The sequence below is a fragment of the Bradyrhizobium lupini genome (assembly GCF_040939785.1).
Lineage (GTDB): Bacteria > Pseudomonadota > Alphaproteobacteria > Rhizobiales > Xanthobacteraceae > Bradyrhizobium > Bradyrhizobium canariense_D.
In genome coordinates, this window is sequence record NZ_CP162553.1 from 4,166,488 (window position 1) to 4,179,083 (window position 12,596).

8 protein-coding genes and 2 pseudogenes are annotated in these 12,596 nt (G+C 64.9%); 5 read left to right on the forward strand and 5 right to left on the reverse strand.

Translation table 11 applies throughout. The features are described 5' to 3' along the window. The first annotated feature begins 46 nt into the window (after positions 1–46). The gene (locus AB3L03_RS19620) at positions 47–1,372 is read left to right on the forward strand and encodes an MFS transporter (RefSeq protein ID WP_007604615.1); all 1,326 of its coding nucleotides are present in this window, start codon (positions 47–49) and stop codon (positions 1,370–1,372) included. Positions 1,373–1,570: 198 nt separating this feature from the next. On the opposite strand, the gene AB3L03_RS19625 is transcribed toward AB3L03_RS19620, so the two are convergent. Both AB3L03_RS19625 and AB3L03_RS19630 read right to left on the reverse strand, forming a co-directional pair. After that, positions 1,571–2,962, reverse strand: coding sequence for a M48 family metalloprotease (locus AB3L03_RS19625; RefSeq protein ID WP_368509062.1), 1,392 nt, complete (start codon positions 2,960–2,962; stop codon positions 1,571–1,573). Positions 2,963–3,096: 134 nt separating this feature from the next. After that, positions 3,097–3,935, reverse strand: a pseudogene (locus AB3L03_RS19630) (thermonuclease family protein). 254 nt (positions 3,936–4,189) lie between these two features. Here AB3L03_RS19630 and AB3L03_RS19635 point away from each other — a divergent pair. The 4 genes from AB3L03_RS19635 to AB3L03_RS19650 all read left to right on the forward strand — a co-directional run bounded on the left by AB3L03_RS19635 (position 4,190) and on the right by AB3L03_RS19650 (position 9,381). Beyond that, positions 4,190–5,395 (forward strand): ABC transporter substrate-binding protein, encoded by a 1,206-nt coding sequence (locus AB3L03_RS19635; protein WP_018452962.1) that lies wholly within the window; start codon positions 4,190–4,192, stop codon positions 5,393–5,395. Between the two features lie 134 nt (positions 5,396–5,529). Next, complete coding sequence (locus AB3L03_RS19640) at positions 5,530–6,321, forward strand: enoyl-CoA hydratase (RefSeq protein WP_085351625.1); 792 nt, start codon at positions 5,530–5,532, stop codon at positions 6,319–6,321. A gap of 2 nt (positions 6,322–6,323) precedes the next feature. Continuing rightward, positions 6,324–7,076, forward strand: a complete 753-nt coding sequence (locus AB3L03_RS19645; protein WP_026232430.1) for a hypothetical protein — start codon at positions 6,324–6,326, stop codon at positions 7,074–7,076. A 136-nt stretch (positions 7,077–7,212) separates the two neighbouring features. Then, complete coding sequence (locus AB3L03_RS19650) at positions 7,213–9,381, forward strand: acetate--CoA ligase family protein (RefSeq protein ID WP_368506899.1); 2,169 nt, start codon at positions 7,213–7,215, stop codon at positions 9,379–9,381. A gap of 99 nt (positions 9,382–9,480) precedes the next feature. Here AB3L03_RS19650 and AB3L03_RS19655 read toward each other — a convergent pair whose 3' ends face one another. The 3 genes and pseudogenes from AB3L03_RS19655 to AB3L03_RS19665 all read right to left on the reverse strand — a co-directional run bounded on the left by AB3L03_RS19655 (position 9,481) and on the right by AB3L03_RS19665 (position 12,556). Next, a complete protein-coding gene (locus AB3L03_RS19655; protein ID WP_368506900.1) occupies positions 9,481–10,299 on the reverse strand; it encodes an enoyl-CoA hydratase/isomerase family protein in 819 nt (272 codons plus the stop codon). Positions 10,300–10,314: 15 nt separating this feature from the next. Next, positions 10,315–11,475 (reverse strand): acyl-CoA dehydrogenase family protein, encoded by a 1,161-nt coding sequence (locus tag AB3L03_RS19660; protein ID WP_008133127.1) that lies wholly within the window; start codon positions 11,473–11,475, stop codon positions 10,315–10,317. Between the two features lie 17 nt (positions 11,476–11,492). Next, positions 11,493–12,556, reverse strand: a pseudogene (locus AB3L03_RS19665) (acyl-CoA dehydrogenase family protein). Between the last annotated feature and the right edge of the window lie 40 nt (positions 12,557–12,596).

The window sequence follows — 12,596 nt, forward strand, 5'->3', positions numbered from 1 at the left end:
TCGCCGGGCGGTCGGCTTTGGTTTTCAGGACGTTAAGGGCGCGCGAATGGCGATGGCACAGACCCCCGCAATGGCAGACCACTCGGGCGAGCACGGCCACGACCAGGCCAGTCCCGGCGAGATCGCCATCGGCGTCATCATCGGCCGCACCTCGGAATTCTTCGACTTCTTCGTTTTCGCGATCGCCTCGGTGATCGTGTTCCCGCGCCTGGTCTTCCCGTTCACGAGCGAACTGACCGGCACCCTCTATTCCTTCATGATCTTCGCGCTGGCCTTCATGGCGCGGCCGATCGGCACCGTCATTTTCATGACGGTCGACCGCGAGTACGGCAAGACGGCCAAGCTGATCTCGGCGCTGTTCCTGCTCGGCACCGCCACCGTCGCGATCGCGTTCCTGCCCGGCTATCACGAGATCGGCGCTGCCGCGATCTGGCTGCTGGCGCTGGCGCGCATCGCACAGGGTCTGGCCTGGGGCGGCGCCTGGGACGGCATGGCCTCGCTGCTGGCGCTGAACGCGCCGCCTTCGAAGCGCGGCTGGTACGCGATGGTGCCGCAGCTTGGCGCGCCGCTCGGTCTGATCGTGGCGAGCGGGCTGTTCGCCTATTTCGCCGGGAATCTGTCGGCCGACGATTTCTTCGATTGGGGCTGGCGCTATCCGTTCTTCGTCGCCTTTGCCATCAATGTCGTGGCGCTGTTCGCGCGCCTGCGCATGGTGACGACGGAAGAATATGCCTCGCTGTTCGAGACCCGCGAATTGCAGCCCTCGCGCATCTCCGAGACCGTGGCGCGCGAAGGCCAGAACATCATGCTCGGTGCGTTTGCGCCGCTGGCGAGCTTCGCGCTGTTCCACATGGTCACGGTGTTTCCGCTGTCCTGGGTGTTCCTGTTCACCCGCGAAAGCCCGGTGCGCTTCCTGATCATCGAGATCGTCGCCGCCGTGTTCGGCGTCGGCGCGATCGTGCTCTCCGGCGTCATCGCCGATCGCGTCGGCCGCAAGTCGCTGCTGATGGGATCGGCGATCGCGATCGCGATCTACAGCGGCTTTGCCCCGCAGCTGCTCGATGCCGGCGCGTTCGGCGAGACCATCTACATGGTGATCGGCTTCATCCTGCTCGGCCTCTCGTTCGGCCAGTCCTCGGGTGCGATCGCCTCGAACTTCAAGCAGGCGTATCGCTACACGGCCTCGGCGCTGACCTCCGACATGGCCTGGCTGTTCGGCGCAGGCTTTGCACCGCTGGTCGCTCTGTTGCTGGCGACCAATCTCGGCGTCATCGCCTCGGGTGCGTACCTGCTGTCAGGCGCGTTCTGGACCTTGCTCGCGCTCTGGCTCAGCGGCCAGCGCGAGGCCGGCGATATGGACGCGGGCGGTTAGGGCGTGAGCTGCAGCTACAAGCGAATGTCGTCCCGGCCTAGTGCGCAATTGCGCACGGGGGCCGGGACCCATACCGCGTGATCTATCGAACGCGGGTGTTCTTAATCCCGAACGACCAGCGCCCGCCAAATTGCTCCCTGGGGTTATGGGTCCCGGCCGACGCCGGGACGACAGCGGAGTTTGCGGAACCACCGCGCGTCAATCCGCCACGACCTTCACACGATCGCGCACCTTCACCTGCGCGTTGCGATCGAGCCCGTTGAGCACGCGAAAACGCTCGGCCGGGTGGTCGACGCCGGCCATGCGGTGGGAGAGCGATTCCACGGTGTCGCCAGGCTGTACGGTGATGACCTTGATGCGCAGCGGGCGCGCGGCCTGGATCTCGTCGAGCGTCAGGCGGCGGAATGAACCGACGGTCTCGCGCGCATTGCGCTCGCTCTCGGTCGACTTCTGCCGTGCCGCGAAGATGAAGCGGTAGATGTCGCTGCCGAAGCGCAGCGCATAGACCTTGAACTGCCACTGGTCGCCCTTGGCGGTGGCGGACGCAGCCGGAAAACCGTTGATGGTGATGTCCTCGGTGGAGGCCTTCTCGACGCCCTCCATCCAGCCGGAATTCAGGTAATCGCCCAGCGACTGTTCGGCCGGCACCCGCACGACGTCGAAGCGCATCGCCTGCGAGCCGCCGTCGCGCACGCCGATCACGGCCTGCGCGGTGTTGTCGAGCGTAAAATTGTCCGGCGCCTGGAAGGTGAAACCGAGCTTCGGATGCAGGAAGCGCCGGCCACGGACAAAACCTTCGCTGGGGTCTTCGCCGTAGACGAGATTGTCGATCGCGGCGAGATAGGTCTCGCGGTCGCGTTCGCCGCCCTCTGGCGCTGCGTATTGCCGCGCGATGGTCTGCGCGTTCTGCACGCGCTCGGGCGTTGCCGGATGCGACGAGGTGAAATCCTGCGCCCGCGGATCGAGCGAGGTCTTGCCGACCTTCAGCTCGGCATTGCGCTCCATCGCCGAGAGAAAGCGTGCAGCACCATAAGGATCGAAATGGGCCTTGGCGGAGATGCCGACGCCGACGCCGTCGGCCTCGAACTCCTGATTGCGCGAAAAGCTCGCCATGGTCAGCTTGGTCTTGGCGAGCGCCAGCGCGGTGAGATCGGGATCGTTGCTCATGTCGGTGACGACGCGGGTGACGATCGCGGCCTGGCGGGCCTGGTCCTCGCGCATCGCGGCGTGCTTGGACAGCACATGCGCCATCTCGTGGCTGAGCACGGAGGACAATTCCGACGTATCGCTCGCCAGCGCAAGAAGACCGCGCGTGACATAGAGCTGGCCGTTCGGCAGCGCGAAGGCGTTCACCGCGCCGGAATTGAGGATCGTGACCCTGTAACCCTGATCGGGGCGGTCGGACGCTGCGACCAGGCGGTCGACGGTCTTGGTGACGAGCGATTCGAGCCTGGGGTCGTCATATGTGCCGCCGTAGCTCGCCAGGATGCGCTCGTGCTCCTTTTCGGTGGCGGGGGTCTGCGCGACGGCCGGCTTCGGCTTGGGCATTGCGACGGTCGGGGGCGCCGCCGCGGTCTGGAACCGGCCCATATCGCCGCAACCGGCGAGGGCTGAACCCAGCACGAGGCATAGCGCAGCCGGCGCTGCCCGCAGGCGGCGGCGTTCACCTCGTCCGTGCCGTCCTAGCACCCCATTCACGTCGCTTAACCCGTGCCTGGCCCTTTTTAGGGCCTTACCCCTGTCGGCTCGTTTGCGCCCAGCAACTCGATTTGTCCCACGAGGCGTACATCGATACGCGGCCCCGTATTCCCCTCAGCCCAGCCCCGGACACGAATACGCTTATTTTCCAGAGACTTAGGGGCGATCCCGGCGCTTTCGAACGCGGGTATCATGCGCTTTGAAATAGCCATGGCAAAGCCGCGTGTCCAGTTTCGTCCGAAGTTGAGGTAGGTCATTGCCCCAGCTTGCCGGACCGACAGGACTTTGCCCTCGACCACCACAAAACGCCCGATCCCCGCCAAAATATCGTCCGGACTTTCCGCGTTTTTTATGGCCGACAGGTCAGCCCAGCTGCCCTTTTTTGGCGCCTTGCCTCGGCCTCCGCCGCCATCAGGGCGGCCGCGCAGTCCTTATCGGCGATCTCGGCGGAGACGATGGCGTCGCCCTCGGCGAGGAGCGTCGCCTGCACGGAGATGTCGCTCTCGCCGACAAAGACCAGCGCGCCCTGGCGGCCATAGCGGTCGGGCGTGTCGTCGGCGCTGCGCAAAATAACGTCGCGACCGACGAGCAGCGTCGTCAGCGCCTGCTTCGTGGTTGCGGTCGGCTCGATGCCGGTCAAGCGGATTTCCCGGCCGTCATCGAGACGCAGACTGCGCGCATCGATCGCGGTGACGCGGCCTTCGCCCTGGGACTCGAACTGGCACGGCGTGGCGGACGCACCGCGAGCCGCGACCAGAAGACATGCGACGATGAGATGAAGCAGTCGCGTCACGTTGCCCGGAAAGGTTGCGTTGCGCTCCAACCATAACTCAAGCGCGGTGGGGCGCGAAGACTGTTTGTTCATACTCCGTCATTGCGAGCGCAGGGAAGCAATCCAGAGTCCCTCCGAGGAAAGATCCTGGATTGCTTCGCTGCGCTCGCAATGACGGCGGAGGCACTCTTCCGCATCTCGTCATTCCGCTTTGCGGAAAGCGCGTGTTGATCGTTCATCTGCATCGTCCCGTGCGCTTGCTGCGCTGTCGCGCATGCGGCATGATTGCGGTAACAGCAATAACCAAGCCGCCATCAGAGTACGGCGCGATAAGGGAGGTCTTTTCGATGAAGCATGTTTTGTCGGGCATTTTTGCCGCTGCGTTGGCGCTGAGCGCGAGCGCCGTGCAGGCCCAGGACAAGCCGCCACTGAAGATCGGCGGCATCCTCGACATGTCGAGCCTTTATGCCGACATCACCGGCCCCGGCAGCGAGACCGCGGCCAAGATGGCCGTGGAGGACTTTGGCGGTGAGGTGCTCGGCCGCAAGATCCAGGTGCTGGCTGCCGACCATCAGAACAAGGCCGATCTCTCCGCCAATATCGCCCGCGACATGCTCGACAATCAGGGCGTCGAAATGATCTATGACGTCGCGGCCTCCGCGACCGCGCTCGCCGCCGGCGAGATCGCGAAAGCGCGCAACAAGATCATCATGTTCAACGGCCCGGGCTCGATCCGCCTCACCAACGAGGCCTGCGGTCCCTATACCATTCACTACGTGTTCGACACCTACGGTCAGGCCAATGTGACCGGCCTTGCGGCCGTGAAGTCGGGCCTCGACACTTGGTACTTCCTCACCGCCGACTACGCCTTCGGCCAGGATCTGGAAAAGGACACCAGCGCCGTCGTGACCAAGACCGGCGGCAAGGTGCTCGGCAGCGTGCGCCATCCGCTCAACACGTCGGATTTCTCGTCGTTCCTGCTCCAGGCCCAAGCCTCGAAAGCCAAGGTGATCGGGCTTGCGAATGCCGGCGGCGACACCGTCAACGCCATCAAGCAGGCGGCCGAGTTCGGCATCACCAAGGGCGGCCAGAAGGTCTCGCCGCTGCTCGCCTTCGTGACCGATATCGACTCCATCGGACTCGAGACCGCGCAGGGCCTGTTGCTGGCGGAAGCCTTCTACTGGGATCTCAACGATGACACCCGCGCGTTCTCGAAGCGCTTCCAGGAGCGTATGAAGCGGCCGCCGACCTCGGCGCAAGCTGGTGTCTATTCGTCCGTGACTCACTATCTGAAAGCGGTGAAGGCAGCCGGCACGACCGACGCTGCGACGGTGATGAAAGTGATGAAGGAGACGCCGATCAACGACTTCTTCGCCAAGAACGGCAAGATCCGCGAGGACGGCCGCATGCTGCACGACATGTACCTGTTCGAGGTCAAGAAGCCGTCGGAATCCAAGGGCCGCTGGGACGACTACAAGCTGCTCGCCACCGTGCCCGGCAGCGAGGCGTTCCAGTCGCTGGAGCAGTCGCGCTGCCCGTTGGTGAAGAAATAAACACCGTCATTGCGAGGAACGAAGCGACGAAGCAATCCAGACTGTCTCCGCGGAAACATCTCTGGATTGCTTCGCTTCGCTCGCAATGACGAGCGTCGATAGACCGAAGCAAACAACAACAAGGGAGACGTCCCATGAGCAACGACATGGTCCTGCAGAAGCTCGAAGGCGGGCTGCTCACCATCACCATGAACCGGCCCGAGCGCAAGAACGCGCTCAACCCGGACATGGTGGCCGGGCTGGTCGTGGCGGCACGGCGCGCGGCGGATGATCCGGAGGTGCGCGCGGTCTTGTTCAAGGGCGCGGGCGGCTCCTTCTGCGTCGGCGGCGACGTCAAGTCGATGGCGGAGGGCCGGGCGCCGCTGCCGTTCGAAGTCAAGATGGCGAACCTGCGCCGGGGCATGGAGGTATCGCGCATCCTGCACCAGATGCCAAAACCCGTGGTGGCGCAGCTCGATGGAGCTGCCGCCGGCGCGGGTCTGTCGATGGCGCTGTCGTGTGACCTCCGCGTCGCTTCCGAATCCTGCAAGATCACCACCGCCTTCGCAAAAGTCGGCTTCTCCGGCGATTACGGCGGCACCTATTTCCTCACCCAGCTGCTCGGCAGTGCGCGGGCGCGCGAGCTCTATCTGACCTCGCCGGTGCTGACCGCGAAGGAAGCACATGCGATCGGCATGGTGACCAAGGTTGTCCCCGACGCCGAGATCGATACGGCCGCGCACGAGCTCGCACTGTCGCTGGCGCAGGGCCCGTCGATCGCGCTTGGCTTCATCAAGCGCAACATCAACAATGCCGAGCATCTCGCGCTGGAGGATTGCTTCGACGGCGAGGCGATCCATCACACCCGCTGCAGCGATACCGAGGATCACAAGGAGGCCGCAAAGGCGTTCGTCGAGAAGCGCAAGCCGACCTTCAAGGGCGCATGACGATGGCGCCCTATATGCGGTTGCGGCAGATCTGCCTGGTCGCGCCGCAGCTCGCGCCCGTGATCGCGGATATCGCTGACATCATGGGCCTCGCTGTCTGCTACCGCGACGGCAACGTCGCGAAATACGGCCTGGAGAACGCGCTGCTGCCGGTCGACACGATCCTGCTGGAGGTGGTCGCGCCGTTCAAGGAGGGCACCACGGCCGGCCGCTTCATCGAGAAGAGCGGCGGCCGCGGCGGCTACATGGCGATCTTCTGCTGCAACGATCCCGACGAGCGCGGCCGTAACGCCAACGCTCTGGGCGTGCGCACCGCCAACGTGATCGACCACGCGCCCTATCACGGCGTGCAGCTCCATCCCCGCGACTGTCGCGCCGCCTTCATCGAGTTCAACCACACCGAAGGCAGCGACGACATTTTGGGGCCTTATCCGCCAGCGGGGCCAGACTGGCATAAATTCATCCGCAAGGACGTGACGCAGGCGTTGACGAGCGTGGAAATACAGAGCCCGGACCCGCAAGGGCTGGCCGAGCATTGGGGCAAGCTCATCGGCGTGGCGCCGAGTGGCGATGTCGAACTGAAGCTGACCAACGCGACCTTCCGGTTCGTGAAGGGCGCCAGCGAAATCATGAGCGCGCTGGAGTTTCAGGTGACAGATGTGGCCCAGGTGCTGCATGCCGCCAAGGCCAAGGGGCTCGCGGTGGCGGGCAATGAGTTTCTGCTGAGCGGCGTGACATTTCGGCTCGCTGCTTGACCACTTGCGCTAGTTCTCGTTGTGTCGTCATGGCCAGGCCTGTCTCGCCTGCGCGGCCGAAGCGGCTTCGGCCGCGCAGGCGAGACAGGCCCGGCCATGACGGGGGTAGCGCCAGACCGACAATTGGAATCTGCACATGCCGCATCCGCTCGACAGCTTCTTTGCACCCGCCAGCATCGCGCTGATCGGTGCTTCGCGCGATCACGAGAAGATTCCGGGGCGCCTGCTGTCGATGTTGCGCAAGAACGAGTATCCCGGAAAAATCTATCCGGTGAACCCGAACTACGCCGAGATCGACGGCCTCATTTGCTACAAATCGATCACCGACATCGGCGCGCCGGTCGATCTCGCAATCATCCTCATCCCCGCCCGCGCGGTGCTCGCCGCGCTCGAACAATGCGCCGCCGCCGGCGTGAAGAACGCTGTTATCATCTCCTCCGGCTTCGCCGAGGAGGGCGGGGAGAGCGCGGCGATGCAGGACGCGATCGCGGCGCTGGCGAGGCGCACCGGCATGCGGATTTCCGGTCCGAATGCCGAAGGCTTTTTCAGCCAGAAGCAGCGCGTGGCGGCGACGTTCAGTCCCGCCGTGGACGTCAAGCCGAGCGTGGTGCCGCTGGTCGCCACGACGAAGCGGATCGGCATCGTGGCGCAGAGCGGCGGCATCGGCTTTGCGTATTATCACCGCGCCAGTGCGCTCGGCATTGCCGTGAGCTATGTCGTCAGTGCCGGCAACGAATCCGATCTCGGGGCCGGCGAGTTTCTGGATTACATGGTGCAGGACGCTTCAACGGACGTGATCCTGCTGTTCATCGAAGGCATTCGCGACGTCGACAAGTTTCTCGCGGCAGCGCGGCGCGCCGCCGAACTGAAAAAGCCTGTCATCGTCACGAAGGTCGGCCGCTCCGGCGCCGGGATGCGCGCGGCCGCCTCGCACACCGCGAGCATGGCCGGATGGTCGGCGGCCTACGACGCGGTGTTCGCCAAATATGGCTTCATCGTCTCCAACGATCTCGACGAGGCGCTGACGATCGCAGCTGTGCTTGCGAGCAATCCGTTGCCGAAAGGCGATCGCGTCGCCGTGGTCACCGTCTCCGGCGGCGCCGGCATCTGGGGCGCCGATGCCGTGGCGCTGCAAGGCTTGCAGGTGCCGGAGCTCTCCGAAAAAGTCCAGGCGGAGATCAGCGCGCTGATGCCGTCCTACGGCACCGCGCGCAACCCGATCGACGTCACGGCGCAGGGCGTGACCTCGGGCGGCTTGCAAAAGAGCGTCGATGTGCTCACCGCGTCGGACGAGATCGACGCAATCCTGATCGTGCTGTCGCTGTCGAGCGACGTCCGGAAGCCCTTCAAGGAAGCCGAGCTGACGCCGGTGCTGGCCGCGCAGCACAAGCCGGTGGTGTTCTATTCCTACACGGTACCGTCCGATTTCGCGCGGCGCGAGCTTGCCAAATCCGGCGTCGTGGTGCTCTCCGGCCTCACTTATGTCGGCGTCGCGATGCGGCAGCTCGTCGATTATGCCACCTTCGAGCTGCAGAGGCCCGCGGACGGGGCGCAAGTCCCCGCGCGGGACATCTCAGCACAGCTGAAATCGCCTGCGCTCTCGGAAGCCGACAGCAAGACATTGCTCCGCGCCGCCGGCATCGCGCTGCCGGATGAAGTGCTGGTGAAGGACAAGGGCGAGCTCGATGATGCCGTCGCCCGCGTCGGCTTTCCGGTGGTGCTGAAGATCCAGTCGCCGGACATCGCGCACAAGAGCGAGGTCGGCGGCGTGCGCGTCAATATCACCACAAAGGGCGAAGCGTTTCTGGCGTTCGAGGCGCTGCTCAACAATGTGCGCCAGCACAGGCCTGAGGCGGCCATTCAGGGCGTGCTGGTCTGCCCGATGGCGAAGCAGGGTGTCGAGATCATCATCGGCACCATGACAGACGCGACGTTCGGGCCGATGGTGATGGTGGGCCTTGGCGGCATCACGACCGAATTGTTCCGCGACGTCGTCTACCGCCCGGCGCCGGTCAGCGCAGAAGAAGCCGGCACGATGCTGGCGCGCTTGAAAGCCGCGCCGCTGCTGACGGGATTTCGCGGGGCGGCGATGGCGGATGTTGCGGCGGTGTCGCAGTTGATCGCGGACATTTCCGTGCTTGCCGCGCAACATGCAGAGGAGATCGCGGAGATCGAGCTCAACCCGGTGCTGGTGCACGCGGAACGGCAGGGCGTGACGATCGTGGACGCGCTGGTGGTGGGGCGGAGATCATCCCTCTCCCCTTGTGGGAGAGGGTGGCTCGCCGCGAAGCGGCGAGACGGGTGAGGGTCTCTCTCCACAAGCGCAAGAGAATGGCTTGCGGAGACAACCCTCATCCGGCGCTTCGCGCCACCTTCTCCCATAAGGGGAGAAGGAAGAAAGGACCTACCGCCCCCTGAAATTCGCGACCCGCCGCTCTTCCGTGGCCTTCACGCCTTCCTTGAAGTCTTCCGTGGCGCGCAGTCGGGTCTGCTCCTCGAGCTCGTGATTGGTCGCGGCCATCACGCGATCGGCGAGGCCAGCGCGCATCGTGGCGCGGGTGGAGACGAGGCCGAGCGGGGAGCATTCGGCGATTTCACCGGCGAGCTTCAGTGCGGCCGCCTTGACCTGGTCCTGCGGCACCAGCTCGTTGGCGAGGCCCCATTTGAAGGCCTCTTCACCGGTGACGCGGCGGCTGGTGTAGAACATCAGCTCGGCGTTGTTCTTTCCGATCAGCTCGGGCAGCGTCACAGTCAGGCCGAAGCCGGGATGAAAGCCGAGCTTTGTAAAGTTCGCGGAGAAGCGCGCTTCGGGGCAGGTGACCCGGAAGTCCGCCGAGACCGCGAGGCCCAGTCCGCCGCCGATGGCGGCGCCCTGCACGGCCGCGACGATCGGCTTCTTGGCGCGGAAGATGCGCACGGCCTGGATGTAGAGATGATTGATCGCCCCGAGGCTGTCGGCCGGATCGCCCTTGGCCGTCTTATCGGCTTCGCGCGCCTCTTGCGCCTGTCGTGCCGGGTCCTGGAAATTGGCGCCGGCGCAAAACGCCTTGCCCTGGGCCGATAGCACCGAGGCGCAGATCTCGATGTCGCGATCGAACTCGTCGAGTGCGTCCGCGATCTGGTTGATCAGCGAAATGTCGAAGAAGTTGAGCGGCGGGCGGCGGATCTCGATGGTGCCGACGTGACCAACTGTTTCGACGCCGATATCTTTATAGGTGCTCATGATGTCCTCGAATGATTAGCGCAAGCCAAGCCCGCGGGCGATGATGCCGCGCAGCACCTCGGTGGTGCCGCCCTGGATGGTGAGTTTCGGTGCGGTCTTGATGGCGAAGTCGAGCTGCCGCTCCAGCGTCTCGCGGTTGGTCGCGGTCTCCTCGACGAAGGCGGCGAGATCGCGCACGCGGTGCGGCAGCTGCTGCTCCCACACCGTGCCGATGTCCTTGACGATGGAGGCTTCGACGACGGGCTCCTTGCCGGCTTGCAGCATGCCCGCGACCGAGACCGACATGCGCCGCATGGTGTGGAGCTGCGCCACCAGCCGGCCGATCCCTTCGGCACTGCGCGTATCCGGATTGGGACCAACGGCGCGAACCAGCTCGGTCAGCACGTAATAGGTCTCCAGAAAGCGCTCGGGGCCCGAACGCTCGTAGGCAAGCTCGCTCGTCGCCTGCTTCCAGGCGCCGTCGACTTCGCCGAGCACGTGATCGTCGGGCACGAAGAAGTCGGTGAACACGACCTCGTTGAACTCGTACTGGCCGGTGATCTGGCCGATCGGGTTCACCTGGATGCCCGGCTGCTTCATCTTGACCAGAAACTGGGTCAGGCCGTGACGTCGGTTTTCCTTGGTCGGCTGCGACGTCCGGAAGATCGCGATCATGTAGTCGGCGATATGCGCCGACGAGGTCCAGATCTTGGTGCCATTGATGAGATAGCCGCCGTCGGTCTTGGTCGCGCGGGTCTTCGCGGCAAACAGGTCCGAGCCGGAGTTCGGTTCGCTCATGCCGATCGCGAAGCAGATCTCGCCGCGGCAGATGCGCGGCAGGATGTCCATTTTGATGTGCTCAGGCGCGTATTTGATCAGCACCGGTCCGCTCTGGCGGTCGGCGACGAAGAAGCGCCGCGTCGGCGCGTTGGCGACGCGCATCTCCTCCGTCACCACGTAACGTTCGAGGAACGAGCGCTCCTGGCCGCCATATTTTTTCGGCCATGTCATGCCGAGCCAACCCTTGGCGCCGACCCGGCGGGAGAATTCCGGCGCGTCGGTGTCTTCGCGGTTGGGCTTGTGCGGATCGAAGGTACCGGCGGCGATTTCCTCCGCGAGGAAGGCGCGTACTTCCTTGCGCAATTGCTCGCATTTCTCGGGCAGGCGGATCGGATCGAAACGGAGGGCAGCGGTCATTGTTGTCTCGTCCCTGATCAGCGCGAAGCCACGAGCGGCCACAATTCGTCGGCGCCGCGGTTGGCAATGAGCTTGCCGAGCTCGACGGCCCAGTGGCTTTCCGAACCGAAATCGTCGCGCCAGGCAAGCGCCCGCAGCGAATAGCGGTGCAGGATGTGCTCCAGGGTGAAGCCGATCGCGCCATGGACCTGGTGCGCAATGGCGCCGCCCTTTTCCGCAGCTTCCGCGCAGCGGATCTTTGCGGAGGCGGCTTCGAGATAGACCGCGTCATCGAACGACTTTGCGTTGGCGATGGCGTCGGCCGCGGAAGTCGCAGCCGCAAGCGCAGCAGCCGACTCGCCGGCGAGGCGGGCGAGATTGTGCTGCACCGCCTGGAATTTGGAGATCTTCTTCTCGAAGGCGACGCGCTCGTTGGAATAGCGCACGGAGATGTCGAGCATCGATTCCAGCGCGCCCGCGATCTGAAGGCTGCGCGCGACGCCGCCCATCAGCATCATTGTGGTCTGGTCAAAGCCGCTCGGCGCGGGCTTGATGGTGAGGGGCTGGACCTTGTCGAGCGTGACGGTGTCGCTGTGGTCATAGCCGACATTGAGTCCGGTCTCGATCCGGCCCTTGCTCGCATCCACCAGCGCGACCGCGACTCCGTCCTTGCCGTGGGCCAGCACCGCGAAGTGCTTTGCCGCCTTTGCGAAGGGCACGCCGCGGGCGCGGCCGGAGAGCGCACCATCGGCATCGCGGGTGATGCGATCCTTGGGCGACGCCGGCAGCACCGTCATCTCCCCTCCGGGGAAGCGATCTTCGCCTGCGCCAGCAGCCAGCCGGCCAGCATGGTCTCGGCCAGGGGAACCGCGACTGCGAAACGGCCGGCCGCGTTCAGCAGCGCAAAGCCGTCGGCCAGACTCGCGCCGGAGCCGCCGAGATCGTCGGGCACCCAGGCCAGCGGCAGGCCGGCCTCGCTCAGCGCCTGCCACAGCGGCGCCTGCCACGAATCCTTCTTGTCGTTGTTGACGGTCTGCGGATCGGCGAGATCGGCGAAGATTTTCTCCGCGGTCTCGACGACGATATTGTCACTCTCCGCCACAGCGTTCCCCGTGTTTTGCCATTGGCGCATCCGGCCCCAG

What these genes read in the sequence shown, in the direction of transcription:
- AB3L03_RS19650 (WP_368506899.1), top strand. Translation starts at nt 7,213, where the DNA reads ATGCCGCATCCGCTCGACAGCTTCTTTGCACCCGCCAGCATCGCGCTG.
- AB3L03_RS19620 (WP_007604615.1), top strand. Translation starts at nt 47, where the DNA reads ATGGCGATGGCACAGACCCCCGCAATGGCAGACCACTCGGGCGAGCAC.
- AB3L03_RS19635 (WP_018452962.1), top strand. Translation starts at nt 4,190, where the DNA reads ATGAAGCATGTTTTGTCGGGCATTTTTGCCGCTGCGTTGGCGCTGAGC.
- AB3L03_RS19645 (WP_026232430.1), top strand. Translation starts at nt 6,324, where the DNA reads ATGGCGCCCTATATGCGGTTGCGGCAGATCTGCCTGGTCGCGCCGCAG.
- AB3L03_RS19640 (WP_085351625.1), top strand. Translation starts at nt 5,530, where the DNA reads ATGAGCAACGACATGGTCCTGCAGAAGCTCGAAGGCGGGCTGCTCACC.
- AB3L03_RS19655 (WP_368506900.1), bottom strand. Translation starts at nt 10,299, where the DNA reads ATGAGCACCTATAAAGATATCGGCGTCGAAACAGTTGGTCACGTCGGC.
- AB3L03_RS19625 (WP_368509062.1), bottom strand. Translation starts at nt 2,962, where the DNA reads ATGGGCCGGTTCCAGACCGCGGCGGCGCCCCCGACCGTCGCAATGCCC.
- AB3L03_RS19660 (WP_008133127.1), bottom strand. Translation starts at nt 11,475, where the DNA reads ATGACCGCTGCCCTCCGTTTCGATCCGATCCGCCTGCCCGAGAAATGC.